Source organism: Pantoea sp. paga, assembly GCF_007558755.1.
Taxonomy (GTDB): domain Bacteria; phylum Pseudomonadota; class Gammaproteobacteria; order Enterobacterales; family Enterobacteriaceae; genus Pantoea; species Pantoea agglomerans.
On sequence record NZ_VLTF01000003.1, the window covers coordinates 257763 to 283229 of the forward strand.

The window sequence follows — 25467 nt, forward strand, 5'->3', positions numbered from 1 at the left end:
ATAAACGTGATGATGCTCACCTGTTGAGAAAAGGCAGTGAGTTAGCACTATTATTGTGGGCCAAATCACAGTGATTACGGCCAGAGAGGAATAAATACAGCGAACCAGGTGAAATTTGCTGACATTAGCTTTATTCGATTCAGCTCAAAATGAGGGATCTGATAAAAGATGGCTGATGAAGCACAATTAAAAAAAATTTAAAAAAAATCTTCAACCGCGCAACTTTTTCCATTTTTAAACGAACCTGTTATCAGGGACGTCAGACAACTCCGTCTGTTCGTCAATGGAGAGAGTAAAGCCAATGAAAAACACCCTGAAAACCCTGGCCGTCGCTACGCTGCTGGCACTGAGTGTTCCGGCAACATCTGCTTTTGCAGCGTTACAGGTCGGTGAAAAAGCACCGGACTTTAAACTGGAAGCCGCGCTGGCCGGTAAATCGACCACCTTCTCATTGCAACAGGCGCTGCAGAAAGGCCCGGTTGTCCTCTACTTCTTCCCTGCTGCTTTCAGTGCAGGCTGTACGCTGGAAGCACACGATTTTGCTGAAGCGACCGATGAATTTAAAAAGCAGGGTGCGACGGTCATTGGCGTGACGGCGGGTAATACCGATCAGATTGCGAAATTTTCGCAGCTTGAATGCCGTGACAAATTTACCGTCGCAGCCGATCCCGGTGCCAAAGTGGCGGCAGAATATAAGAGCACCATGGAGATGAAAGGTCAGAAGCTTTCAGACCGTACCTCTTACGTGATTGCGCCGGATGGCAAAATCCTGCTGAGCTTCACCGATAAAAATCCTGATACGCATATCCAGAAAGCGATGGATGCCGTTAAAAAATACCGTCAGGCCAATCCGGCATAACTTCATCTTCAGAGCAGGTACATCATGCTGACTGCGATTGCAGCCGCCTTCCTGGGCGGCATTATTCTGAACCTCATGCCCTGCGTGTTTCCGGTGATCTCGCTGAAAGCACTGAGCCTGATCCGCCATCACGAATCACCTTCCCACGCCAGAGCCGAAGGCCTGGCCTTTCTGCTGGGCGTAGTCGTGACGATGGTCGCTCTGACCGCAGTTCTGTTGCTGGCCAGGGCGGGCGGTGCATCGGTGGGCTGGGGATTCCAGCTGCAATCGCCGCTGGTCATCGCCGCGCTGATTCTGGTGATGCTTGGGTCGGCACTGAACCTGCTCGGTCTGTTTGAAGTGGGATTATCGGTACAGCGGGTTGGCGAAGTGGGAGGCGATCGCGGTGGTTTAGTCGGTTCAGCACTGACTGGCGCGCTGGCCATCATTGTCGCGACGCCCTGCAGCGCGCCCTTCATGGCCAGCGCGGTAGGCTATGCGCTTACCCAGCCTCCACTGATCAGTCTGGTGATCTTTATTTCCCTGGCGCTGGGCTTTGCTGCGCCCTTCACTCTCATCTCATTCTTCCCGGTGCTGGCGCGAATTTTGCCAAAACCGGGTGCCTGGATGATCACGTTAAAGCAGGGGCTGGCGTTTCCCATGCTGGGCGCGGTGGGCTGGCTGATCTGGGTACTTGAACGTCAGGCGGGATCGGCGGCACTGGCTGCCATTCTGGCCTGCTGTTTACTGTTTAGTTTCGCCGCCTGGCTGTATGGCATGGCGCAGAAACGCCGTATGATGGGACAGCGTCATTGGGTGCTGCATGTGGCGACCGCATTCTTCCTGGCGCTGGTCGTAGTGCCGTTACTGAACCTGAACAGGTTTGCCGAGGTTCCGGCTGAAACGGCAACCGCCTCACAGGCTGCCGCCGCTGTGGCGTGGTCGCCCCAGAACGTTGATGCCATCAAAGGTCAGGGCAAACCAATACTGGTGAACTTTACCGCATCATGGTGTATTACCTGCCAGGTTAACGATCGTACTTCACTTTCGACGCAGGCGGTAAAAGCGGCGATGGCGCGAACCAACACCATTTATATGGTCGCGGATTCCACCAAATACAATCCCGATGTTGAACAGGCGCTGAGCGATTTCGGACGCGGTGGATTACCGCTCTACGTGGTATATCCGGCTGACGGCGGTAAACCTGAGGTACTGCCGCAGGTGCTGACGCCTGGCATTGTGATTTCAGCGCTGAATCAGGCAACAGAAAAAGGAAATAAATCCTGAGATTACTGATGAAACGATTGCCTGGCGCGTGGTCAGGGCGCGGCGACAGTATGCCGAACTGCTGATGATCGATGTCGGAAACTGATCAACGCGCACAGCAGTGGCCAGCATTAATGGCCCGGGCGCAGGCGGGTGACAGAGCTGCCTATAACCAGTTACTGAAAGCGATGGTTCCGGCCATCCGGGCACTGGTATGCAAAAAAATCCGTGATGAGGGACTGGTTGAGGATGTCATTCAGGAGACATTGCTGGCGATTCATCGGGTGCGGCATACCTACGATCCGCAGCGTCCGATACTCCCCTGGGTTGCTGCCATCGCCTCTGCCCGCGCCATTGATGCGCTGCGCCATCGCGGCCGTCGCCAGGAAGTACAGGATGAGGAAGAGCTGCAACGACAACCCGCTGCAAGTGCAGAGTCCTCAGCCGATACGGATATCCTCTCCGGGTATCTGGATAACCTTCCGCAGCGCCAGCGGGAGATCGTTGAATCCGTGCATCTGCGCGAGCAGAGCCTGGCGCAGGCAGCAGCTGAAACCAATCAGTCGCTCTCTGCGGTTAAATCTCTGTTGCATCGCGCAATGGTCAACCTTCGTAAATATGGACGGGATCATCATGAGAAATCATGACCAGTTAATTAATCAGCTCAGCGCGTCTGCGCAGCCGGTGCAGCGTGTCTGGCCCACCGCCTGGCGCGTCGCGGGCTGGATTGCGCTTGCCCTGCCCTGTGGCGCGCTGACCAGCTGGGCATTTCACAGCCGTTTCACCGACTGGTCTCAGCCTGGCGCGTTTTTCGCGCTGGTTGCCCTGCTGCTGTCACTCATCATCGCGGGCAGCACGCTGGCTGCCGCGTTTACGCTGAGTATTGCAGGCAGAAAACCCATCAGCCTGCGCTGGCCGCTGCTGATGGCGGTGATGTGGCTGGTGCTGAATCTGATCAATATGTCATCTTCAGCACCGCCATCGGGCGCGAACCGGTTGGGTGAAGGGATGCACTGCTATCTGTTTATGCTGTCGGCCAGTGTGCCGATGATGCTGATGTCCGTGTTCGCCCTGCAGCGCACCCGATCCCTCTATCCCGCGCGCAGTCTGGCGCTGAGCGGCTGCGGCAGTGCGTTTACCTCATCGATGCTGCTGTCGCTGTGCCACGATACCCATCTGCACGCCATCGATTTTTCTATGCATCTGGCTGCGGGCATCACCATCGTGGCGCTTACGGTGCTGGCAGGCCGCCGCTGGGTCAGGCTGGGAGAGTAATGGCAGGCCGCTTCCATTCCTCCTGAAGATGACTCCGCGCCCCGTTCAATCAAATTCTGTCAGGAGCGCCTGCTGGGTAATTTTATGCATTTTCCCCCGCGCGGCTACGGCCCAGATCCAGGGTCAGAGAGACCGCACCGACGATCAGCATCAGCGCCATAATCAGTGAAAAAGAGAAAGCGAGATGCGTGTAATGCGCCACGTAGCCAATCACGGCTGGCCCGCTCAGTACCCCCAGGTAACCCAGAGTAGTAATGGCAGGCACGGCGACCGACTGCGGCATCACCGTCTGACGTCCGGCGGCGGAGAACATTACCGGCACGATATTGGCGCAGCCTGCGCCGACCAGGGTATAGCCCAGTAACGCCAGCGGCCAGGAGGCGATAAAGGTCACCATCGCCATGCCAGCGGCGGCAATCAGTGCGCCGCCCAGCACAACCGGTAAACGTCCCAGCGATGAGATAATCCGATCCCCGGTCAGACGCGCCACGGTCATCGCAATGGCAAAGCAGGTATAGCCCAGTCCGCCCAGAGACGCCGGAATGGCCCGGACATCGGTCAGATAGACAGCACTCCAGTCCAGCACGGTGCCTTCGGTCAGGAAGACGGCAAAGCAGATGATGCCGATAATCAGTACGCTGCCGCGCGGAACAGCAAACACCGGGCCTTCAGCGGGGTTCGCGTAGGTCAGTAAGCCCGATGCGCTGACCAGCGTCATGATAATCACCGCCGCGACCGCCAGCAAACAGCCGGTCAGCACGCTAAATCCCATCGCCAGCAGCAGCGTCATAAAGCCCGCGCCGGCAATGCCGCCCACGCTGTACATGCCGTGAAAGCCGGACATAACTGGCTTCGCCGCCTGCTTCTCCACCAGAATCGCCTGGATGTTCATGGCGCAGTCGGTTACTCCGATGCCGACGCCAAAAACCAGCAGCGCCAGCGCCAGCAACAGCGGGTCGCTCAGCACCGATAGCCATGGCGTACTGATGATGACCAGCGCGACAGCGACCAGAATCACCCGGCGGCAGCCAAAGCGGCTGGTCAGCCAGCCCGTCACCGGCATCGCAATCAGCGCGCCGACGCCAAGACAAAGCAGCAAGGTGCCGAGTTGCGCCTCATTAACGCCGGTATTGCCGCGGGCGAAAGGCACAATCACCGCCCAGGTCGCGGTTATAAATCCGGCTATAAAAAAGATGATGCGTGTTGCCAGCGTGGAAGAGACGTTATTAGCCATTGCATACCTTTCAGGGATGTCAGGGAGAGCTGACAGGACCGAGAGAACGCTATTGACTCCCTGCCCGGCAGTGAACGATTATGCTCACTATAGCTCGATTGTGAACTTTTTGAGGTTTATATGCTCGATTATGCAGCTTTCCCGCAGCAGCGACAAGGGCTGATTCGTGAGATATTGCAGGACAAAGGACGGGTGGTTTGCGCTGACCTTGCACGGCAATTGGCCGTGTCAGAGCACACTATCCGCCGCGATCTCCATGAACTCAGTAAAGAGGGTTTATGTAAAAAGGTCTATGGCGGTGCGGTGTTACAGCTACAGGAAACGGGCAGTTTTGTCAGCCGGAAAGCTCACGATCATGCAGCAAAAGCCCTGATCGCGCAGCGTTGTGCCAGCCTGGTGAAAGCCAATAGCTGCATCTTTATTGATGCCGGTGCGACCAATCTGGCGCTGGCACAGGCGCTATCACCAGATTTGAATATCACCGTCGTCACCAATGCGCCCGATATTGCTGCGCTACTGATCAACCATCCTGTCGCGGAGGTGATTATGCTGGGCGGGCAGATACAGAAAAGTACCGGCGGCGCGGTCGGGCAAACCGCGATCAACCAGATCCAGGGCATTCTGTTTGATCAGGCGTTTATTGGCGGCTGCGCCATGAGCCCGGAGGCCGGTCTGACCGGTTTTAACTATGCGGATTGCGAATTCAAGAAAGTCGCAATGGCGCAAAGCAATCAGGTCATTGTCGGGCTGACCGCGGATAAAATCCCTGCCGTGGCGCGATTCAGCGTGGCGAAATGCCGTGAAATTTCAACGCTCGTCGTGGAAGAGAAGCTCGATAAAGAACTGCTTAAGGCGTTTGAAGCGGAAGAGATGACGCTTATCACAGTCTGATACGGGGTGATTGAATAAATCGTGTCGCAGCCGAACCCGATGAATGCACCCTGCCCTGGCTGTACTAATAGTCGACAAACCCGTCCCCGAAGCTGCCAAATCCCAGGGTTTGGCGTAGGCTGAAAGCTGGCGGGTTTCACTACACAGGAGATCACGATGCAAAATGAAATAACAGCACAATGCCACTGTGGCGCGGTGGCGTACAGGGTGACGCTGAAGGATGGATTTAATACGGTGCGCCGCTGCAACTGCTCGTTTTGCCGGATGCGCGGCGCGGTGGTGGTGTTTGCGACAAAAGTGGCGCTGACCCGGGGCGAAGCGCAACTCACCGAATATCGATTCAACAGCAAAGAGGTGGGCCACTACTTCTGTTCCGTTTGCGGCATTTACACCTTTCATCAGAGTCGCTCACAGCCCGATCAGTTCGGAGTGAATGTCGCCTGCCTTGAGGGGGTTTCGCCGTTTGACTTCACCGATGTCCCGGTCTCCGATGGTATCAATCATCCAAAAGATGGCGGCGCGGGCGGTGTAGCCGGTCATCTGCTCTACACCCCCACGCAATCCTGAACGATCGCAGGCTGAACTACTCCTGTGTGGGCTTGCCACTGAAGCGGGTAATCGGCTTCTGCTCTTCACGGTCGATCTGTTGTGAGAAGACTTCAAGCGCCGCGAAGATCGGGCGCAGACCGCGCCACAAATCCTCATCATTGAGTAAACGGATAATGCCGCGGATGCCCGGCGCGGCTTTTTCCTGCCGGGCATTATCGCGCGCCGGTTTAACGGCCATCGCGGCATCGCGAACGGCTAACAATAGATGATTAAACCGTTCTGGCGGCACGCTGCCCAGCGTCATCATCAGCAACGAAAGGTTCTGCAAAGCGCTCTGGGTGCCTGGCTGATTAAGGCCCGAGACCAGAATTTTACCCACCTCGCTGTTTGATTTAACCAGATCGTTCGCCAGCCGCAGAAAGCCGTGCTGGTGAAGATTTTCAATTAACTCATCCATTGCCTCCCGGGCGGTCGGCTCGGTACGTGCAGGCGTAACCTGATACTTCATCCGTTCTGCCATTAGAATTTCTCCGGTTTTTCGACATGTTCAGGCGGTTCCCGATAGCCTGCCTGCTGCCATTTTTGCTCTATCGGCAGGTGATCCAGCGGCGTACGACTGCCGTGACGGAAGTTGTGCAGCGGCACCGGATTGGGCTGCGACCGGCGATCGACACGCTTCATGTTTACGGCAATCTCTTTATAAGCCGGTGTGTTGACGTCGGGATCGTGATGTTCGCCAGTCAGAGCGTTGACGCCATCTTTGCCGTGATGAATCGGCATAAACAGCACGTTGCCTGCCACGCGCTCAGTGATCACAACAGGCACATCCAGCGATGCTCGCCGCGAGGTAATGCGTACCCACTCTCCTTCGTTCAGCGCGCGCTCGGCGGCCAGCTCCGGTGAGATCTCAACAAAGGCATTAGGCGACAGCGACATCATGCGGCCACCCTGCCCGGTCTGATTCATCGACTGGAAATGTTCAAGCATCCGGCCATTATTCAGCAGCAGATTATACTGTGAATTCTCCTGCTCCGCGGGCGGCTGCCAGCTCAGCGGATAGAGTCGTGCTTTGCCATCCGGGAAGTTAAATCGTTCTGTATAGAGAAGCGGCGTGCTTTCCCCGCCGGCGCTGACCGGCCAGAGCTGTGACTGCCAGCCGACCAGTTGCTCGTAGCTGACGCCCGCGAAAATCTCCGCTATGCCAGCGGCTTCCGCCATAATTGCGCCCGGATTTGGATAATACCAGGGATGACCGAGACGGGCGGCGAGATCGGTAAAGATCTCCCAATCGGGACGACAATCGCCCAGCGGTTTCATAGCAGGTGAAAAGTGCTGGATCCGCCGCTCGGTGTTCACGAACGTGCCCTCTTTCTCCATGCTGGGCGCACTAGGAAGCACCACATCGGCAAACTCGGCTGTACGTGACATGAAAATGTCCTGTACCACCATAAATTCCAGCTTGCTGAAGGCTGAGTGAACAGAGTTTGAATCTGCATCCGCAAACGCCGTCTCTTCACCGGTGATGTACATGGCGCGGATTTTACCTTCACCGGCCTGCTGCACCATCTTAAAATTATCTGCACCAGGTCGATCGGAAAGCGCTTCAGGCGAGACGCCCCAGGCGCGCGCCCATTTTTCCCTGACTGCGGCGTCAGTGACTTTTTCATAACCTGGATAAACATTACTCAGGCAGCCAAAGTCGCTGGCGCCCTGCACATTGTTGTGTCCGCGCATGGGAAAGCCGCCAGTGCCAGGCCGGCCATAGTTGCCGGTGACCAGCAGCAGGTTCGACAGCGCCGTACTGGTGTCAGCGCCATGGCTGTGCTGGGTAATCCCCATCGCCCACAACACACAGGCGCTACCCGCCTGGCCGATCATTTCCGCTGCTTCAATCAGTTCTGATTCACTCAGCCCACATGTCTCACTGGCAAAAGCCAGCGTAAAGGGAGCGAGTGAGGTGCGGTACTCATCAACCTGGTTGACCCGCTGGGCAAGAAAAGCGTCATCGGCATAACCGTGATCAAACATATATTTCGCCATCGCAGAGGCCCAGACCAGGTCAGTGCCGGGTCGGATGCGCAGATAGCAGTCAGCCCGTTCCGCCATTTCATGGCGGCGCGGATCAACAACCAACAATTTCTGACCGCGATGTTTGTGGCTCTGTTTGATGTGCGAAGCAATCACCGGATGGTTCTCAGCCAGATTGCTGCCGACCAGCACGATCAGTTCGGTCTGTTGCAGATCCGCTATCGTCCCGGCATCGCCGCCGTAGCCCACCGTGCGGAACAGCCCTTCTGTGGCTGGATTCTGGCAATAGCGCGAGGAGTTATCGACATTGTTGGTGCCGAAGATTAAACGGGCGATTTTCTGAGTGAGATAGGCTTCTTCATTGCTGGCCTTGCTGGAACCGATAAAGCCAATCGCATTGCCACCATACTTCTGCGCAACGCCCTGTAATCCTTCGGCTACCCGCTGCAAAGCTTCTTCCCAGCTGGCGGGCCGGAAACGACCGTTTTCGCGGATCAACGGCGTAGTCAGGCGCTCCGGGCTGTTGACGAAATCCCAGCCGAATTTACCTTTAACGCAGGTCGAGATGCCGTTGGCCGGCGCTTCGGCAACCGGCTGAACTTTCAGGATATGGCGGTCACGGGTCCAGATTTCAAAGCTGCAGCCCACGCCGCAATAGGTGCATACGGTTTTGGTGCGTTTGATCTCTGACTGGCGCAGCGCCACATCGATTTTCGAAACGCCGGTAATCGGCTCCATGCCGATGCTGTTTTCCAGCGTTTTAACAAAGTCGATCAGCGGACGCTTCAGCCCCTCATCCATCGCAGTGAACGGACCCGCATCAGGCTGCATGGTTTTTTCCAGCAGCGCATTGCACGGGCAAACAGTGACGCAGTGCCCGCAGCTCACACAGCTGGAACCGGCGATTTCCGTTCCGCCATCCCAGAGCACGCGAGGATGTGCCTGGGTGTAGTCAATCGAAAGTGTTTCGTTAACCTCGACATTCTGGCACGCCTCGACACAGCGACCGCATAAGATGCACTGGTCAGGATCGTAGGTGTAAAACGGATTGGAATGATCTTTCGCGTAGGGCTTGGGCTGATGAGGATAGTACTGAATCGGAATGTGCATATCTGCCACGGCATTATGCAGCGTGCAGTCACCGGTATTGTGCTCACAGACGGTACAGTAAAGCTCATGACGGTTGAGCAGCCGATCCATTCCCTCCTGCTGCGCGGCCTTAAGCGCACTGCCTTCACTCTGCACCTCCAGCCCCTCTTCAGTGCGGAGCGTGCAGCCGCGAACCCGCTCGCCATTGGCATCCACCCAGCAGACATCACAACTTTGCAGCGGCGGCAACGCCGGGTGGTAACAGACATGAGGTAGCTTTTTCCCGTGAGCATCCAGAAAATCGATTAGTGGTTGATCAGCTAACCCTTTTAACCGTTCACCATTAAAGAGAATGGTGCAGTAATTTTCACTCATATAAGCCTCATGACGATATTGCGACGAGCTTCCGACTGGAAAATATCCCTCTATTTAAGGGGTTGCCTCACAAGCTTAGTGAGGATTATCAGCCGCGCCATGAATACCGCTACGCTTATTGAGGTTACTTGCTGACAGACAAGGCTTTTTTAAATGTAATGACTTTTTACCGGATAAAAACGGGTCAGGTTTTACCCGGCTGATAGTGAGAAACTGGCACAGAGGCTTCGCGTTGATAAGCTATGGCCGCACAATGGTGAAGTCGGGCGATAATAATTTGTTATACTGTATGTTGTAACTATATAGCCCAATATCTTATTCTGCTTTAAGGCACAGGCCAGGGATCGGCTTGCTTATCAATCCGTCGTTTTGCCCTCAGGCAAATTAATTATCAGGTCCGCCGCAAGTTAACAGACTACTCCCGAATTAATTACGTACCGCCACTAACTTATTCCGGTACATATCATGCTGAAACGATTTAATCTGGATAACGGGTTTATGGATTATTTTAACTATTAAACGGGACTATTCTCCTGACCGTGAGTGAGCGAACAATTTATGGCATAGCTATGTCGATTAAATGACAGTTAACAGCATTGATGGCCAGAATAAAGGCACACTTCACCGAGGCTGACGCTCACATTTTAGTCATATCTATCAGCCATTTATCTTAATTTTAACAAGCTGACAATTATAAGATGATAATGATAACTGTTATGGTAATATCCTGTTAACCCTGCCCGACGCTTTCTCATCAGGGCCTCTCTACGCGTCATGCTTAATTAAATTATCAGTAAATACCTGGCTGAAATGAGGTCCCTATGAATCCCATCGTTTATATCGTTGACGACGACGCTGCTGTGACTGCTGCACTGCGTAATCTGCTCACCGCCGACGATTACACGGTTATCTCTTTTTCTTCGGCTGATGATTTCCTGGCTCACACTTTTACTCCCCTTCCCTGTTGCCTGATTCTGGATATTAATCTGCCGGGTGCAGATGGATTTGATGTCGCACAGGCACTGATCGATCGTGGCTACGCCATTCCCACTATCTTCTTAACCGGCTTCGGGACGATTCCGGTCACGGTGCGGGCGATGAAAACCGGTGCTTATGAGTTTCTGACTAAACCTGTCGATCCCGATCGTATTTTGCAGGCTGTGTCAGAAGCCTTACAGATCGCCGGGCAGAATATGGCCTCTTCCGAGTAGCGAAGGGAGATACTTGAGCGACATCAGACCCTGACACCGCGTGAAAGCGAGGTCATGCTGCTGGCCATTAGCGGCCTGCTGAATAAGCAGATCGCCGCCGAAATGGGCGTTAGTGAGATCACGGCTAAAGTTCACAAGCGGCGGGTGATGGAGAAGATGAAGGCGCGGTCACTCACCGATCTGGTGCGGGCGGCAGAGCGGCTCAATATTGATCATACCCGACGCCGCTAAGGCCAGGCGGACACCTGGCCTCAATACGATTATCCCAGTGGCAGAATGAACCAGAAACGGCTGCCGCCCTCCGCCCGGTTCTCTGCGCCTAACTCACCACAATGCTTCTTGATGATCCCTTTGCTGATGGTTAATCCCATGCCCATGCCACTTTTCTTCGTGGTGTAGAACGACTCAAAAATCCGTTCACGCACGCCATCCGGCAAGCCGCAGCCGCTATCCAGCACCTCAAAACGCAGCGTGTCCGGGGTCGGGTTCTCTGACGTCAGCCGCAAAAGCGCCGCGCGTGGTAAATCGTCGGACATGGCATCGATGGCATTGATCACCAGATTCAGGAGCACCTGCTGAATCTGAACGCGGTCGCAATAGATATCCGCCTTTGCGGCCCTCAGTTTAAGCTCCAGCGAAATTCCGCGTCGCTCCAGCTCCACCCGGGAGAGCGCCAGAATATCGCGGGCGATCAGATGCAGGTTTTCCGAGGCAAAGCTTGATTCATGATTGCGGGTCAGCGCCTGCAGGCCACGAATTATCTCTCCGGCACGTTTTCCCTCTTTGATAATCTCATCCAGACTACTGCTGGCATTCTCCAGCATCACCGGTTCACGCTTTAACCAGCGCAGGCTGGCACCGGCATTGGCCACGATCGACATCAGTGGCTGGTTAATTTCGTGCGCGATTGAAGCGGTCAGTTGCCCGACTGTGGTGGCGCGCGTTACACGGGCCAGATCCGCCTGGGCTATGCGCGCGGCATCTTCTGCCTGGCGCTGCGAGGTGATATCGGAAATGGTGCCGAAGTACTCTTTCACCTCGGGGAAGTTTTCAACCGGCTCTCCGATGCCTTTGATATAGCGGCATTCGCCATCCGGCCTGAGCACACGGAACTCAGCCTGCATACTGCGTCCCTGACTGACGCTGTGCGTCACCAGTTCGCTGATGCACTCATAATCATCGGGATGAACGCGGGTCAGAAAATCTGCCATCGACAACCCTTTTTGATGGGCTGGCAGGCCCAGAATACGGCCATACTCTTCAGACACCATCATCATGTCCTCTGCCACTTCCCAGCGCCAGGTACCGGTATGACTGATCTTCTCGCCGAGCATCAGTGAGGTTTTGCTGGCGCGCAGCTGCTTTTCAACCCGTCGCCGATGGTTGTTCTCCTCCAGCAGTTCAGCGTAGAGGCGCGCCGTCTCCAGCGAAACCGCCGCCTGAGCACTCAACGTTTTAACAATGTGGGAGTGCTCAGCCGTGAACGCATCGGGCATCAGGCGATTCTCCAGATAGAGCACCCCAACCATATTGGCCTGCCTGAACATCGGAACACATAATACCGCAGCGCCCGAGGCCACCAGGTAAGGATCCTGACTGAACGGACTGAACTCTTCCGGCTTGCCAGTACGTATCTCCTGACCGGTACGGATCACCGCGGCCAGTACCGATAGCGGCAGGTCAGTTGCGACGGGGCGCTCTTTGACAATCTGCACCCGCACGCCATCAGCCGTGCTTTCTGCCCAGGCCTGCGTTTCCGGAAGCGTACCATCCAGAATCCGGATAAGCCGACAGCGCTGGGCACCGGCCCGCTCCAGCAGGATGCGCATCAGGGTATGAATCAACCGATCAAGGTTGATCTCCTCCGTCAGGGCGCGCACGGCGGTCAGCACACTCTCCAGGTCGTAGAACGAGGCATCCTGCGTAAAGGGAATGGTCGCCACCGCGCTGTTTTGCATCGGCGTGGTCAGATGCGGATAGTGCTGCTCAAGCTGGCGTACCATCGCCAGCGCGCCCCAGTTCTCCCAGCTTCTCATCGACGCTTTAACGTAGGCATCGGCAGCGGTATCTAGCTGTAATGCTTTGCAGTAGCGGCCAGCCAGCTGATTCGCCAGCGCATGAATGTGCAGATATCCCCCCTGGCGGGAGAGACAGATCGCATTTTCATACTGCTTCAGCGCCTCGCCCGTGTTGCCCGCAAGACGGGCACATTCTGCCCTGAGCAGGGCATATTTATCAGCAAACAGTCCGGGATTGAGGTCGGCCCAGCCCGTAAATTTGTCCAGATCGCAGCGCAGCGTGTCGCTGTCAGCCGCCCCGGGCTGCAGGCTCAGCGATAGTGCGCTGTAAAAATGCATATCCATCAGGTAGATGTAAGCGGGCACTGCGCTGGTCAGCGGACGAATTTCTGCAAAACAGCGCAGCGCCTCCCGGTATTCTGCCGCAAAGAAATGCGCCATTCCCCGATACAACCCCGCCCAGAACAGCACCATCGCTTTTGGACCAGAGATCACGCCCGGCTCGCTGCCCGCCACCATCGGCAAAGCGCCATCGCGATCGCCAGCCCTGAACCCGTTGCTGTTCCGCAGTTGCATCACCAGTTGCTTCTGCATGACCAGCACGTTCTCGACATCGGGATAAAAGGTTTTGCGGGTAAAAGCGAGTCCGCGCTCAATGGAGGTCATGACCGACTCCAGGTGATCGCCGCGTGTCAGCGTGTTCATGATCTGATGACGCAACGAGAGGCAGGCAAAGGATCGATCACCGTGCATCACCGCAACGCGAAAACTTTCACGGGCACTCTCCACGGCGACATCCAGCGGCTGCGTCCAGATCCCAAGTTGATCCAGAGGCAGCAGCGTGCGGGCTTTATAGCGGGTAAAGTCGTGCTGCTCCACCAGCTCACGGGCCACCCGGCCGCAGGCATAGCCAAAATGCCAGGCCTGATAGCGTTCGCTGATCAGCACGCTGAACCAGGCGAGACCAAAAGCAGAAGCACCGGTCACGCCGTGATCCAGCGTCATCTCCAGCATCCGGCAGACCAGCAACAGATGCAGCTGCGGGCAGTCGTAGGCCGAGACAAAAATGGTGCTGGCCATCAGGTTCAGCACCGACTCAGTTTCCTGATCGTTGTTGCGTGGCAGGTGGGAAAAAGCCGCTTGCGGGGAATCGCCGATCCGCGCCCTGATCGCCTGCCAGGCGGCGTCAATCTCCGCATCGTCAGGATCACGCCTGAGATGCACCCCAAATACCGCCAGCCAGGCGAGCGCAGTTTCCAGCGCCAGATGGTTGTCGGACTGACGCATATGAATTTCAGCAGAGAGACAGGCTGCCATCGATTTTTCACTGAGCGTGCCTGGCTCACTCAGCAGTCGGGTACAGAGCTTTTGCGCGGTAGTGAGATTTCCATGCAGAAACTCGCACTCCGCCTCATCGATGCTCAGCATAAAGTCATTGCCTGTCACCATCCGCTGGCTGAGTTGCTGGGCGCTGCGAAGATAGCGCAGCGCTGAGAGATAATCTCCGGCACGTTTCGCTCCCTGCGCAGCACGTAAACAGAGGGGATAATAGCGTTCACGATCTGCGACGCTGAGCTGCAGTTCAGCAATCATGCCGATGTGATAAGCCGCACGGAACAGCGTCTCACTGTGATCGGCATTTACCACCGCGGCCGACAGCCATGCCGCCGCCTGTTGATGAAGAGAGTGTTGCTGCCGGAGGTCGAGCAGTAAAAACGCCGCGTTATGCACCCGGTCGTGGGTAAAGGCGTAGTTCCCGCCAGTCAGGGTTATAAAACGGCCGCTGACGGCAGGCTCAAGCTGCTGCAGAATCCGCGATACGGACGTCGCGTTGATATGACTTAACAAAGACAGTTCACCGCTGGCCCCCAGACAGGCCAGCGAACCCAGCAGCTGACGTGTTGCCTCCGGCATCCGCGCCAGCTGATTTAATACCAGCGTCGCCACATTGTCGGTGTACTGACGCGCAATCAGCGCCTGGCTGTCGTAATGCCACTTCAGCGGGTTCTGGCGATAGACAATCACCCCATCATCTACCGCCTGACGGAAGAACTCCTGCATCGAGAGCGGATTACCGCCGGTTTTCTCAAAGATAATCTGTGCCAGCTCACGATTGCCGCCGGGACGGGTATGCAGCATCCCCGCCAGCCAGCGGGTGATACTCTTAACGCTGAGCGGCTGCGGCGTCAGCGCCACGACCCGTGCCGCTGACGCTCTGAGCCTCAGCAGAAATCCGGCAATCATCGGACAGGGCATCGACTCACCCTCCCGGAAGGCGAGCACCAGCATAAAGGGCAGATGCTCATTACGGGTAATCAGATTTTCCAGCAGTTGCAGCGTGGCATTGTCTGCCCAGTGAACATCATCAATCAGCATCACCAGCGGACGGCCCGGCGTGGCAAACGCCTGGATAAGCGCAGACGCCATCTGATTAAACTGCTCGCGGGCGTCCGGGGCATGGCGCACCACCGGCTGCACCGTCCGGATATTCAGCAGCTGTTTTAATTCAGGCACCAGTTCAATGGCTAAATCGGTATAGCCACCCAGCAAGCGCAACAGGCGAACCCGCCATTTGCTTAGCTCCAGTGCTGACAATCCCAGCAGATAAAGCGTGACTGTGCGAAACGCTGAGGCGACTGCGGCATAAGGTGCGGCAGGCGAATGTTGATCGGCCTTGCTGGCGGCCAGCAGAATCTGTCGGTGCTGCAGGGTTTTCAGGGCGGAAGCGATAATGGCAGACTTACCCGAGCCGGGCGCACCGCTCAGCATCACCAGGCTCTGCGTGCCGGTACGGTTGACCGCATCCAGCATCGTCAGCAGCACGCGAGCCTGCGGATGTTGCGTGAAGAGTGTCTCGGGCCGGAAACTGGTGCTGAACCGCTCCTGCAGACCGGGCGTGAACGGCGCAATGGTGTTTTCTGCGGTCAGCGTCGCCTGACAGCGGCGTAAATCAGCCATCAGTCCCTGCACGGTCTGATACCCGTCAGCAGGTGACTTTGCCAGCAGACGCAGCAGAATCACAGAGAGCATCGGCGGCACATCCTCTCTGACCTGTCCGGCTGGCCGGGGTGCGCTGGCGATGTGATGATGAATCCACTCCGCCTCCCCCGCATCCGGTGAGCCAAACGGCAGCTTACCGGTGAGATATTCATACAACACGACACCCAGGCTGTAGAGATCGCTGAGGCTGCTGACCGGATGCGGCGTGCGGCCGGTATGTTCAGGTGACATATAGGCCAGCGTACCGCCTGAGACGCGCAGGCTGTTTTTTTCCGCCGACTGCGCCGCCAGCGAGGCGAGACCAAACCCGCCCAGCCGGAACCGGCCATCATCACTGATAAAAAAATGGCCCGGCTTGATATCACCATGCACGATGCCCTGATGATGCGCCTGGCCGAGCGTGTAGCAAAGCTGCAGTGCAACCTGCAGGAAGTCAGCGATTTTATCGGGAGGGGTCGCGAGATTATTCGCCAGGGTGCGAAACGGAAACGTCGGGTAGATCAGCGCATAGCGGTTGAGGTAGCGGGTGGTGCCCGTCGCGGTGATGGCCCAGCGGGGCGAAAGATAAGAGGCCAGCGCGCTCTCATTTTTCAGCCGCTGCGTCGCCTGAAACGTGACGTCGTCACTCTGTCCGGTGGCGATTATCAGCGACTCACCAGAGTGACGGCGCGCCAGCATCCAGAGCAGACAGCCATCCTGCGCCAGCGGCGTCAGCGTGTCGAAATCTTCAATCGCGATCCCTGCGTCGTCACTCTCCTGAAAATTAACCGAAAGCATGCTCATCAGCGCACCTTTCCCTGAGATAACTCGCAACGGATCAGTGTCAGCAGCGTATCAACATCAATCGGCTTTCGCAAAAAAGTCACGGCACCTAAGGCAATGGCATACCACAGGGTGGTCTCTTCCAGATCTGCCGAGATAAAAATCACCGGTGGCAGACCTGCCCGCTGTTTCAAAATAGTGAATAGCTCAAAGCCGGACATGCCCTTGAGTCCGACATCGATGATCAGCATGCCCACCTCTGAAAGCGCATCGTCATCGCTCAGCAGCGCCTCACCTGACTCAAATAATCGGGTCGAATAGCCGTCTGAATGCAACAGATTGCTGAGTCCACTGCGGACCGCGCGTTCATCATCCACAATGACAATACGCTGTGACAGCGCCATGCAGTTATCCTCTGAAACGCCTCATCGTACGGCACGCGAGGACTTAAGGGTGGTTATCGCCATCGGGTGGCGGTGTCCCACTGATTTTTGGCACACACTCATGGCGAAACCACTTCAGCGTCACCGGCTGACGGCGGAACAGACGCGTACCCAGCGGAATCAACTGCTCACCCACCAGCATGCCAAACAGCCCCACTAAAGCAATAACCGGAGGTGCCGGAGCGTTCACGTTGAGCAGGGCATAGATTACCCCGGCAAGCAGCCCCACCGTGAGAGAAATAATGTAGGATTTCAACATGTTCAGCTTACCCGCGAAACAGGTGTAACAAATGGCGCATCGGATCGCTGCAGGGTGGTCGTATGCTCTGCGGGCAAGACCGCGTGCACCAGCGCCCCACCCAGCAACATCCCCAGCAACCCTACCAGCGCAATCGCGGGCGGAGCCGGTGAGCGCACCTTTAGCAGGCCGTAAAGCAGGCCAATCAATACCCCTGCAGCCAGAGAAAGAAGTAAAGGATTCATAACCAGACTCCTGTTATGCCTGCTGACCGTCAGACGTAAGCCGATCAGCAGGATGCCCCTTAGCGGACCGGTGCGTGAACCGGTGCCAGGGTACGGTGCTCACTTTTCTGACGTGACGGCGCTTTGTGTACCATGGTGTAGGCATAATCCACACCAATGCCATAGGCACCTGAATGCTCTTTGGCGATGTTCATCACCGCATCGTAAGTGTCACGGTTGGCCCAGTCACGCTGCCACTCCAGCATTACCTGCTGCCAGGTCACCGGCACTACACCCGCCTGAATCATGCGCTGCATCGCGTAGTCGTGCGCTTCTTTGGTGGTACCACCTGACGCATCCGCCACCATATAGATTTCGTAATCCCCTTCCAGCATTGCGCACAGCGCAAAACTGTTGTTACACACTTCCGTCCAGAGACCGGACACCACCACTTTTTTCTTGCCGTTCGCGGCCAGCGCATCACGCACTTTCTGGTCATCCCAGGAGTTCATTGAGCTGCGCTCGAGAATGTCCTGACCCGGAAACACATCCAGCAGTTCAGGATAGGTGTGGCCCGAGAAGCTTTCGGTTTCGACGGTGGTAATGATGGTGGGGATATTGAAGACTTTAGCCGCCTTCGCCAGCGCAACGGTGTTGTTTTTCAGCACCTGGCGGTCAATCGACTGCACGCCAAAGGCCATCTGCGGCTGCTGGTCGATGAAAATAATCTGGCTGTTATGTGGCGTGAGGACTTCAAGCTTAGCGTTGGACATGCGTTCACCCATAGAGGTTATGTAACGGAATTTTCGCCAATTGGCGCGGAGCAAAAGGACGGTCAGTGCAGGTTTAACGTCCTGCTGCTGGCTGTCTGGTCGCAGTGTAGGGCGACGGGCGAAGGCAAACTATTATCTCTGCGTATAACTATACGAAGGTATAGGTATCCCTCTGTATAACTAGACGACGCATTAACCCGCTCACCATAATCCGGCTTATTCGTGCCCTGTTATCTGCGGCACTTCCTGTCCCGCACTACGTCGGACAACCCCGTTGAGGAGGATCTATGGTTACGCTGGGTAAAGCAGAACTGATACTGACCCATGGCAAATTTCATACTGTTGACCGCAGCAATCCGGTGGCAGAAGCGGTTGCGATTCGTGATGGCAAATTCGTTGCGGTAGGCACACTGGCAGAGGCGATGGAGTATCACTGCGACGGCACCAAAGTGATCGATCTGAAAGGTCACACTGCCGTGCCAGGCCTGAACGATTCCCACCTGCACCTGATACGTGGTGGTCTGAACTACAACCTTGAGCTGCGCTGGGAAGGGGTTCCGTCGGTTGCCGATGCGCTGAGGATGCTGAAAGAGCAGGCGCTGCGCACGCCGTCACCGCAGTGGGTGCGTGTGGTAGGCGGCTGGACCGAGTTCCAGTTTGCCGAACGACGGATGCCGACGCTGGATGAAATCAACGAGGCTGCCCCCGATACGCCGGTCTTCGTGCTGCATCTTTATGACCGCGCCCTGCTCAACCGCGCAGCGCTGAAAGTTGTCGGCTACACCAAAGAGACACCGAATCCGCCGGGTGGCGAAATCCAGCGCGACAGCAACGGCAATCCCACCGGCCTGCTGATCGCCCGTCCCAATGCCATGATCCTCTACGCCACCCTGGCCAAAGGACCGAAACTGCCGCTGGAACAGCAGATCAACTCGACCCGTCAGTTTATGCGCGAGCTGAATCGACTGGGTCTGACCAGCGCCATTGATGCGGGCGGCGGCTTCCAGAACTATCCCGAAGATTACGAAGTGATCGCTGAACTGCATCAGAAAAAGCAGATGACGCTGCGTATCGCCTACAACCTCTTCACTCAGCGTCCGGGTCATGAACTGGAAGATTTTGAGAAGTGGACGGACATGCTGACGCCAGGCCAGGGCAGCGACTATTTCCGTCACAACGGCGCAGGCGAAATGCTGGTGTTCTCGGCCGCCGACTTCGAAGATTTCCTGGAGCCACGTCCGGACTTAGCGCCTGGCATGGAGGATGAGCTGGAGCGCGTGGTGCGTCATCTGGTGGAACATCGCTGGCCTTTCCGTCTGCATGCAACCTATGACGAGTCGATCAGCCGGATGCTGGATGTCTTTGAGAAGGTCAACCGCGATATTCCGTTTAATGGTCTGCACTGGTTCTTTGACCACGCGGAAACCGTCACTCAGCGTAATATCGATCGTATCAAAGAGCTGGGCGGTGGTATTGCAGTGCAGCATCGCATGGCATTCCAGGGCGAATACTTTGCTGAACGCTACGGTATTGAAGCCACCCGCCATACCCCACCGGTTCAGAAAATGCTGGAAACCGGCGTCCCGGTCGGACTCGGCACCGATGCCACCCGCGTCGCCAGTTATAACCCCTGGACCGCGCTCTACTGGCTGGTTTCCGGTCGCACCGTGGGCGGCATGCAGATGTATGACGTCAATGCCCGCCTTGACCGTGAAACGGCGCTGATGCTCTGGACACAGGGCAGCGCCTGGTTCTCCAGCGAACAAAATAAAAAAGGTCGGATTCAGGTAGGTCTTCTGGCGGATCTGGCCGTGCTCAGTAAAGACTTCTTCAGCGTGCCGGAAGAGGAAATTAAAGGCATTGAGTCAGTACTGACGGTGGTGGATGGCAATATTGTCTATGCCGCCGGATCGTTCAGCGCGGATGCGCCGCCCGCTATTCCGGTTCTGCCTGAGTGGTCGCCGGTGGTGAATGTGCCAGGTCACTATCGCAGCGCCCCGCCGGTTGCGCAGAGCCGTGCGGGTATGATGCCCGCCGTGCACCACTGTAGCGGCCCCTGCGGTGTTCATCGCCACTCGCATGAGATCGCCCGTGGTTCCAGCGTTCCGGTTGCCGAAGATAACGCCTTCTGGGGCGCGCTCGGCTGCAGCTGCTTCGCGTTTTAATCATGAATAACGCTATCACTCAATCGCCCCGCATCAACGCGGGGCTGTTCTTCCTGCGCCTGACCGGCAGTCTGCTGCTGTTACAGGTGCATGGACTGCCGAAAATTCTGCATTTCAGCGAAGAACTGACGCGTATAGAAGACCCGTTTGGTCTGGGACCGATGATGAGCCTGCTGCCAGCGATAGTGGCAGAAGTCATCTGCCCGATCTTTATTATTCTCGGCTGGGGTAGCCGGATTGCCTGCCTGCCGATCATCGCGGTGCTGCTGGTCGCGATGCTGGTGGTACACCCTGGCTGGTCACTGGCGGAAGGCCAGTTCGGCTGGCTGCTGCTGATTATCTTTACCACGCTGGCGCTGACCGGGCCTGGCGGCTGGCGAATCGGCGCGGTGAAACATCAGAGGGTTCGTCATGGCGCAGGTTAATGATATCCACCAGCTGGAGCAGGAGCAGCCTGAGGTCAAGGCCGCTGGCGAGATTTCGCCGTTACAGCCGCTACGCAGGCCGGTGTTTCGCATGCTGTGGATCGCCACCGTCGTCTCCAACATCGGTTCATGGATGAATGATGTGGGTGTGAACTGGAGCATGCTGACGCTGAGTGCCGATCCGCTGGCCGTGGCGCTGGTGCAGGCAGCCAGCAGCCTGCCGATGTTCCTGTTCGCGCTGCCATCAGGCGTGATGGCGGATATCGTTGACCGCCGCAAATATCTGCTGTTTTCCCAGCTATGGACCTTTATCGCCGCCTGTGGACTGACGGTGCTCGCCTGGACCGGCCATGTCACTCCCGAGGTGCTGCTGGTGGCAGCCTTCTTGCTGAGCGCCGGTGCCGCCATGAGTTCACCGCCATTTCAGGCGGTAGTGCCGGATCTGGTGTCGAAACCGGAGCTGGGCGCGGCCATTGCCCTTAACTCACTCGGTATTAATATCAGTCGTGCCATCGGCCCGGCGCTGGGTGGCCTGATCCTCTCGTTCACTGGTCCCTGGATGGTCTTCCTGCTGAATGCGCTCTCAGTGCTGGGCGTCGCCTGGGTGCTCTGGCGCTGGAAGGCGGAGCCGAGCGTGCAGCGCCTCCCGCCCGAACACTTCTTTCCGGCGGTGCGTGCCGGACTACGCTACGTTCACGCGGCACCGGTGTTACGTAATGTGCTGGTGCGAACCTTTGCCTTCTTCCTGTTTGGCAGCGCGGGCTGGGCATTGCTGCCGCTGGTGGCGCGTCGTGAACTCGGCCTTGGCCCTGGCGGCTACGGCATCATGCTGGCCTGTATCGGTGTCGGCGCGATTACCGGCGCGGTGCTGCTGCCACGCCTGCGTCGTCGCCTGAGCTCCGATCGCCTGATGGTGCTCGCCACTCTTGTTTTCGCTCTGACCATGCTGGCGCTGGCTTTTGTACGGCACTTCTGGCTACTGAATGCGTGTGAATTTTTTACCGGATTTGCCTGGATTGCCGTGCTCTCGACGCTGAATCTCGGCGCACAGCGCAGCGCCGCGAAATGGGTGAAAGCCCGCGCGCTGGCAGTCTATCTGACGGTGTTCTTCGGCTCCATGACTGCCGGCAGCGCACTCTGGGGACAGCTCGCTTCGCACTTCAGCATTCCGCTGTCGCTCTGCATCGCCGCACTGGGCATGGTGCTGGCCAGCAGCACCGTCTGGCGCTGGCGGCTCGACCAGGATCCCGACCTCAATCTCGATATGATTGGTGATGGCGTCAACGCGCCCGCACTGGATATTCGTCACGAACGCGGCCCGGTGATGGTGAATTATGAATACCGGATTACTATTGATGATGCACATGCCTTTACCGTCTGCATGCAGGATATGCGGCGGGTCAGGCGTCGCGGTGGCGCCATCAACTGGTCACTGTATGAAGATATTCTGCAGCCCGGCATTTTCGTTGAGACCTTTGTAGTCGGCTCCTGGGTTGAGCATCTGCGTCAGAAAGAGCGCTACACCATCAACGACAAAAAGATAGAGCGGCGGGTTTTCGCTTTTCATCAGGGTGAACATTCTCCCGAAGTTCGCTATCTGGTGGCGCCAGCATGACTGGCACACCTTCTTTCATCCATCACGTCATACAGAGGGCAATACCATGAGCACCTTTAAAACGACCGACGGCACACAGATCTACTTTAAAGACTGGGGCACCGGTAAACCGGTTCTGTTCAGCCACGGCTGGCCGCTGGATGCCGATATGTGGGACAGCCAGATGAACTTCCTGGCGGAGCACGGTTATCGGGTTATCGCCTTTGACCGTCGTGGTTTTGGTCGTTCTGATCAGCCCTGGACCGGTAATAACTACGATACCTTTGCTTCTGACATCAACGATTTAATCACCCATCTCGACCTGCAGAATGTGACGCTGGTGGGTTTCTCAATGGGTGGCGGTGACGTCACGCGCTATATCGGCAGCTATGGCAGCGATCGCGTCGCGGCACTGGTGCTGCTCGGTGCCGTCACGCCAATCTTTGGTAAAACGGCAGACTACCCGCAGGGTGTCGATATGTCGGTGTTTGAAGGGATTCGTGATGGCCTGCTTAAGGATCGTGCGCAGTTTATAAAAGAGTTCGCAACGCCGTTCTATGGTACCAATGCCGGACAGACCGTTTCTGATGGCGTCATGACGCAGACGCTGAACATCGCACTGCTCGCTTCGCTGAAGAGCACCGTTGATTGCGTCACCGCTTTTGCTGAGACCGATTTCCGTGCTGACGTAGCGAAAGTCAATGTGCCGACGCTGGTGATTCATGGCAGCAACGACCAGATCGTTCCGTTTGAATCCACCGGCAAAGTGGCGGCGGAGATGATTGAGGGTGCTGAACTCAAGGTTTATGACAATGCGCCGCACGGTTTTGCGGTGACGCATCAGGATCAACTGAATCAGGATCTGCTGGCGTTTCTTAACGCGCAGTGATGCAAAAAAACTGCGCGGTTGAAGCCGCGCAGTTTCAGACTACATCTGACCGCAACAAATAAGCTCAACGCGCAGATAACACGGCCAGAAGAGGAAAGCGTCCCGCGCCAGGGACGGCGCGGGTCGAGCAGTCATGGATGACAGCTTTTGCGTCTTTCCGATCTGGCCGTGTTTTCTGCGCAGACTCGATCTCAAAGCTGGCATTGGCAGATTTAGTCAACAATCTTAAACTGCGCGGTGGAAGCCGCACAGTTTTCGTCTTAACGGGTTGGATGATTCACTTCGTTGGGACGCAGATCGAATAACAATACCTCCGCTCCTTCACCGTGACTGAACGACAGCGTTTTCTCATTGCGAACCCGCGCACCGTCTCCGGCATTAAATTGCAGGCCATTAACCCTGACACTGCCGCGCGCCACATGAATATACGCATAGCGGTCGTCCGGCAGAGTGATTGTCTGCTGCTCATCCCCCTGGAACAGTCCCGCATAGATGCGAATATCCTGGCGCACCCGTAATGCCCCGTTTTCACCTTCCGGCGAAATAATCAGTCGCAGATTACCGCGTTTATCCGCTTCGCTGACGGAGACCTGCTGGTAGCCTGGCGGACTATTTTTCTCTGCCGGCACCACCCAGATTTGCAGAAAGTGAACACCCTCGGTGCCCGAGTGGTTGAACTCACTGTGAGTCACACCGCTACCGGCACTCATCAGCTGCACATCCCCGGGAACAATCACAGAGCCGGTGCCCATGGAGTCTTTATGCTCCAGCGCGCCCTCCAGGACATAGGAGATAATCTCCATGTTGCTGTGAGGATGGGCGCCAAAACCGCGACCTTTGGCTACCCTGTCATCGTTGATCACCAGCAGATCTGAGAAGCCCGCCTGCTTTGGATCCCAGTAATTTGCAAAAGAGAAGGTGTGACGTGAATTCAGCCAGCCGTGATCGCCCACGCCGCGTTGCTCTGACAATCTTTGCTCAATCATATTCTGCCCCTTCGTTGATTCGGGAAGTGCGAATGCCCTTCGATGGAAACAGCATATAAGTAAACCAGGCCGTCACACAATGGCGTGAAATGGCAATGACTGTCGCGTTTTGGTGGACAATAAAGACGAGGTTATAGCGGGGCCAGGTTTTGCGGATTAATCCTTCAGCTACTGGCTCGCACCACCAGCTCACCCTGCATGATCACACATTGTGGCGGAGAGTCGGGCCGGGTAATTTTTTGCAGCACCAGCTCACAGGCACGACGGCCAATCTCCCTGGAGGGCTGAGCCAGAGTCGTCAGCGGCGGCGATACCATGTCGGCCAGTTCGCTGCCGTCAAAACCCACCACGGCAATGTCCTGAGGTATCCGCAGACCCGCCTGCTGTATCGCCGCCATGGCACCCGCTGCCAGCGTATCGGAAACCGCAAACACGGCGTCAGGTCGTGTCTCGCCCGCCAGCAGCTGATTCATCGCGGCTTTACCGGCGCTGAAGCTTAACTCACTGGCGTAAGCGATGTCCTGCCATGCGAGTTGTTGCTCTTTGAGTTGATGTGCGTAGCCCTGCTGACGCAGGCGGGCATATCGGTAGCGGAGGTCGTGATTGATCAGCGCAATGCGCTGACGTCCCTGTCCGGCCAGATAGTGCACCACTGACTGCGCAGCGACGTCATCATCAATCCCGACGCAGGAGATCTGGCCATTATCATCATGTTCGGCGCACTGAACCCAGGGTGCCGTGCCTATCAGCTGGCTCAGCTCCGGCAGTTTGCTGAATGCATCCATGGTGATAATGCCATCCACCATCTTGCCGGAGAGCAGTTGCAGGCTGGATCGTGAACGGGCAATATCCGCGCCCGAGTTACACAACAGGATGCGATAGCCATTTTTCTCCGCCTGCTCCTCAATGCCTTTGACCACCTCCGCGCAGAACGGGTTAGAGATATCGGAAACCAGAACCAGAATCATCGAGCTGCGCGCCGTACGCAGCTGGCGCGCCAGCAGGTTAGGCTGATAGTTGCTCTCTTCGATCGCCTCAAGCACTTTCTGCCGGTTAGCCGGTTTTACGCTGTCGCTGTTATTCAACACCCGGGAAACTGTGGCGACCGAAACACCCGCCATCCGGGCAATTTTCTGAATAGACATAGCGATCCCTCTGTTTTAAAACTCACCCACAGAAAACCTTTGAATCTAT

At 56.5% G+C, this 25467-nt stretch carries 20 protein-coding genes and 1 pseudogene; 11 read left to right on the top strand and 10 right to left on the bottom strand.

From position 1 onward, the window contains the following. Positions 1-301: 301 nt before the first annotated feature. The 4 genes from FOV68_RS11070 (at position 302) to FOV68_RS11085 (ending at position 3379) form a co-directional block, all read left to right on the top strand. Entirely contained in the window at positions 302-859 is a 558-nt protein-coding gene (locus tag FOV68_RS11070; RefSeq protein ID WP_010670341.1) for a peroxiredoxin, read from the top strand. 24 nt (positions 860-883) lie between these two features. Next, complete coding sequence (locus FOV68_RS11075; RefSeq protein ID WP_143990844.1) at positions 884-2125, top strand: protein-disulfide reductase DsbD; 1242 nt, start codon at positions 884-886, stop codon at positions 2123-2125. Between the two features lie 71 nt (positions 2126-2196). Beyond that, positions 2197-2751: a sigma-70 family RNA polymerase sigma factor gene (locus FOV68_RS11080; RefSeq protein WP_143990845.1), complete on the top strand. Its 555-nt coding sequence runs from the start codon at positions 2197-2199 to the stop codon at positions 2749-2751. After that, positions 2738-3379: an NrsF family protein gene (locus FOV68_RS11085; RefSeq protein ID WP_039389097.1), complete on the top strand. Its 642-nt coding sequence runs from the start codon at positions 2738-2740 to the stop codon at positions 3377-3379. Before FOV68_RS11080 ends, FOV68_RS11085 begins: the two co-directional genes overlap by 14 nt. A gap of 82 nt (positions 3380-3461) precedes the next feature. Here FOV68_RS11085 and FOV68_RS11090 read toward each other — a convergent pair whose 3' ends face one another. After that, positions 3462-4613, bottom strand: coding sequence for an MFS transporter (locus FOV68_RS11090; protein ID WP_143990846.1), 1152 nt, complete (start codon positions 4611-4613; stop codon positions 3462-3464). Between the two features lie 120 nt (positions 4614-4733). On the opposite strand from FOV68_RS11090, the gene FOV68_RS11095 reads away from it, so the two are divergent. Next, on the top strand, positions 4734-5504 hold the full coding sequence (locus FOV68_RS11095; RefSeq protein WP_143990847.1) for a DeoR/GlpR family DNA-binding transcription regulator: 771 nt from the start codon (positions 4734-4736) through the stop codon (positions 5502-5504). Positions 5505-5660: 156 nt separating this feature from the next. Then, positions 5661-6071, top strand: a complete 411-nt coding sequence (locus FOV68_RS11100) for a GFA family protein (protein WP_143990848.1) — start codon at positions 5661-5663, stop codon at positions 6069-6071. A 16-nt stretch (positions 6072-6087) separates the two neighbouring features. Here FOV68_RS11100 and FOV68_RS11105 read toward each other — a convergent pair whose 3' ends face one another. Together FOV68_RS11105 and fdhF are read right to left on the bottom strand one after the other, a co-directional pair. Then, entirely contained in the window at positions 6088-6573 is a 486-nt protein-coding gene (locus FOV68_RS11105; RefSeq protein WP_143990849.1) for a DUF1641 domain-containing protein, read from the bottom strand. Then, positions 6573-9545 (bottom strand): formate dehydrogenase subunit alpha, encoded by a 2973-nt coding sequence (gene fdhF / locus FOV68_RS11110; protein WP_143990850.1) that lies wholly within the window; start codon positions 9543-9545, stop codon positions 6573-6575. The genes FOV68_RS11105 and fdhF overlap by 1 nt, the downstream gene beginning before the upstream one ends. An 821-nt stretch (positions 9546-10366) precedes the next feature. Between fdhF and FOV68_RS11115 the strand changes: the two are divergent. After that, positions 10367-10987, top strand: a pseudogene (locus tag FOV68_RS11115) (response regulator transcription factor). A 29-nt stretch (positions 10988-11016) separates the two neighbouring features. Here the strand turns inward: FOV68_RS11115 and FOV68_RS11120 are convergent. From FOV68_RS11120 to FOV68_RS11140, 5 genes are read right to left on the bottom strand one after another with little or no spacing between them, the layout of a single operon-like run. Next, positions 11017-16557 carry an AAA family ATPase gene (locus FOV68_RS11120; protein WP_143990851.1) on the bottom strand — a complete coding sequence of 1847 codons (5541 nt, stop codon included), beginning with the start codon at positions 16555-16557 and terminating at the stop codon, positions 11017-11019. Then, positions 16557-16940, bottom strand: a complete 384-nt coding sequence (locus FOV68_RS11125; protein ID WP_010670332.1) for a response regulator transcription factor — start codon at positions 16938-16940, stop codon at positions 16557-16559. The genes FOV68_RS11120 and FOV68_RS11125 overlap by 1 nt, the downstream gene beginning before the upstream one ends. A gap of 43 nt (positions 16941-16983) precedes the next feature. Continuing rightward, a complete protein-coding gene (locus FOV68_RS11130; protein WP_143990852.1) occupies positions 16984-17238 on the bottom strand; it encodes a XapX domain-containing protein in 255 nt (84 codons plus the stop codon). A 2-nt stretch (positions 17239-17240) separates the two neighbouring features. Further along, entirely contained in the window at positions 17241-17462 is a 222-nt protein-coding gene (locus FOV68_RS11135; RefSeq protein WP_033773924.1) for a XapX domain-containing protein, read from the bottom strand. 59 nt (positions 17463-17521) lie between these two features. Further along, complete coding sequence (locus FOV68_RS11140; protein ID WP_010670331.1) at positions 17522-18214, bottom strand: hydrolase; 693 nt, start codon at positions 18212-18214, stop codon at positions 17522-17524. A gap of 287 nt (positions 18215-18501) precedes the next feature. On the opposite strand from FOV68_RS11140, the gene FOV68_RS11145 reads away from it, so the two are divergent. Genes FOV68_RS11145 through FOV68_RS11160 form a run of 4 tightly spaced genes read left to right on the top strand, consistent with a single transcriptional unit; the run spans position 18502 to position 23287 of the window. Continuing rightward, complete coding sequence (locus tag FOV68_RS11145) at positions 18502-20379, top strand: amidohydrolase (protein WP_022624300.1); 1878 nt, start codon at positions 18502-18504, stop codon at positions 20377-20379. A gap of 2 nt (positions 20380-20381) precedes the next feature. Next, positions 20382-20804, top strand: coding sequence for a DoxX family protein (locus tag FOV68_RS11150; protein WP_143990853.1), 423 nt, complete (start codon positions 20382-20384; stop codon positions 20802-20804). Next, entirely contained in the window at positions 20791-22419 is a 1629-nt protein-coding gene (locus FOV68_RS11155; protein ID WP_143990854.1) for an MFS transporter, read from the top strand. Before FOV68_RS11150 ends, FOV68_RS11155 begins: the two co-directional genes overlap by 14 nt. Before the next feature lie 46 nt (positions 22420-22465). After that, the gene (locus tag FOV68_RS11160; protein WP_010247190.1) at positions 22466-23287 is read left to right on the top strand and encodes an alpha/beta fold hydrolase; all 822 of its coding nucleotides are present in this window, start codon (positions 22466-22468) and stop codon (positions 23285-23287) included. A gap of 260 nt (positions 23288-23547) precedes the next feature. Here the strand turns inward: FOV68_RS11160 and FOV68_RS11165 are convergent, their stop codons facing one another. Together FOV68_RS11165 and FOV68_RS11170 are read right to left on the bottom strand one after the other, a co-directional pair. Beyond that, positions 23548-24273, bottom strand: a complete 726-nt coding sequence (locus tag FOV68_RS11165) for a pirin family protein (RefSeq protein ID WP_031590637.1) — start codon at positions 24271-24273, stop codon at positions 23548-23550. A 164-nt stretch (positions 24274-24437) separates the two neighbouring features. Then, positions 24438-25418: a LacI family DNA-binding transcriptional regulator gene (locus tag FOV68_RS11170; protein ID WP_143990855.1), complete on the bottom strand. Its 981-nt coding sequence runs from the start codon at positions 25416-25418 to the stop codon at positions 24438-24440. Between the last annotated feature and the right edge of the window lie 49 nt (positions 25419-25467).

Coding starts and splice junctions, on each gene's coding strand:
- FOV68_RS11070 (WP_010670341.1), top strand. CDS start 302: ATGAAAAACACCCTGAAAACCCTGGCCGTCGCTACGCTGCTGGCACTG.
- FOV68_RS11075 (WP_143990844.1), top strand. CDS start 884: ATGCTGACTGCGATTGCAGCCGCCTTCCTGGGCGGCATTATTCTGAAC.
- FOV68_RS11080 (WP_143990845.1), top strand. CDS start 2,197: ATGTCGGAAACTGATCAACGCGCACAGCAGTGGCCAGCATTAATGGCC.
- FOV68_RS11085 (WP_039389097.1), top strand. CDS start 2,738: ATGAGAAATCATGACCAGTTAATTAATCAGCTCAGCGCGTCTGCGCAG.
- FOV68_RS11090 (WP_143990846.1), bottom strand. CDS start 4,613: ATGGCTAATAACGTCTCTTCCACGCTGGCAACACGCATCATCTTTTTT.
- FOV68_RS11095 (WP_143990847.1), top strand. CDS start 4,734: ATGCTCGATTATGCAGCTTTCCCGCAGCAGCGACAAGGGCTGATTCGT.
- FOV68_RS11100 (WP_143990848.1), top strand. CDS start 5,661: ATGCAAAATGAAATAACAGCACAATGCCACTGTGGCGCGGTGGCGTAC.
- FOV68_RS11105 (WP_143990849.1), bottom strand. CDS start 6,573: ATGGCAGAACGGATGAAGTATCAGGTTACGCCTGCACGTACCGAGCCG.
- fdhF (WP_143990850.1), bottom strand. CDS start 9,545: ATGAGTGAAAATTACTGCACCATTCTCTTTAATGGTGAACGGTTAAAA.
- FOV68_RS11120 (WP_143990851.1), bottom strand. CDS start 16,557: ATGAGCATGCTTTCGGTTAATTTTCAGGAGAGTGACGACGCAGGGATC.
- FOV68_RS11125 (WP_010670332.1), bottom strand. CDS start 16,940: ATGGCGCTGTCACAGCGTATTGTCATTGTGGATGATGAACGCGCGGTC.
- FOV68_RS11130 (WP_143990852.1), bottom strand. CDS start 17,238: ATGTTGAAATCCTACATTATTTCTCTCACGGTGGGGCTGCTTGCCGGG.
- FOV68_RS11135 (WP_033773924.1), bottom strand. CDS start 17,462: ATGAATCCTTTACTTCTTTCTCTGGCTGCAGGGGTATTGATTGGCCTG.
- FOV68_RS11140 (WP_010670331.1), bottom strand. CDS start 18,214: ATGTCCAACGCTAAGCTTGAAGTCCTCACGCCACATAACAGCCAGATT.
- FOV68_RS11145 (WP_022624300.1), top strand. CDS start 18,502: ATGGTTACGCTGGGTAAAGCAGAACTGATACTGACCCATGGCAAATTT.
- FOV68_RS11150 (WP_143990853.1), top strand. CDS start 20,382: ATGAATAACGCTATCACTCAATCGCCCCGCATCAACGCGGGGCTGTTC.
- FOV68_RS11155 (WP_143990854.1), top strand. CDS start 20,791: ATGGCGCAGGTTAATGATATCCACCAGCTGGAGCAGGAGCAGCCTGAG.
- FOV68_RS11160 (WP_010247190.1), top strand. CDS start 22,466: ATGAGCACCTTTAAAACGACCGACGGCACACAGATCTACTTTAAAGAC.
- FOV68_RS11165 (WP_031590637.1), bottom strand. CDS start 24,273: ATGATTGAGCAAAGATTGTCAGAGCAACGCGGCGTGGGCGATCACGGC.
- FOV68_RS11170 (WP_143990855.1), bottom strand. CDS start 25,418: ATGTCTATTCAGAAAATTGCCCGGATGGCGGGTGTTTCGGTCGCCACA.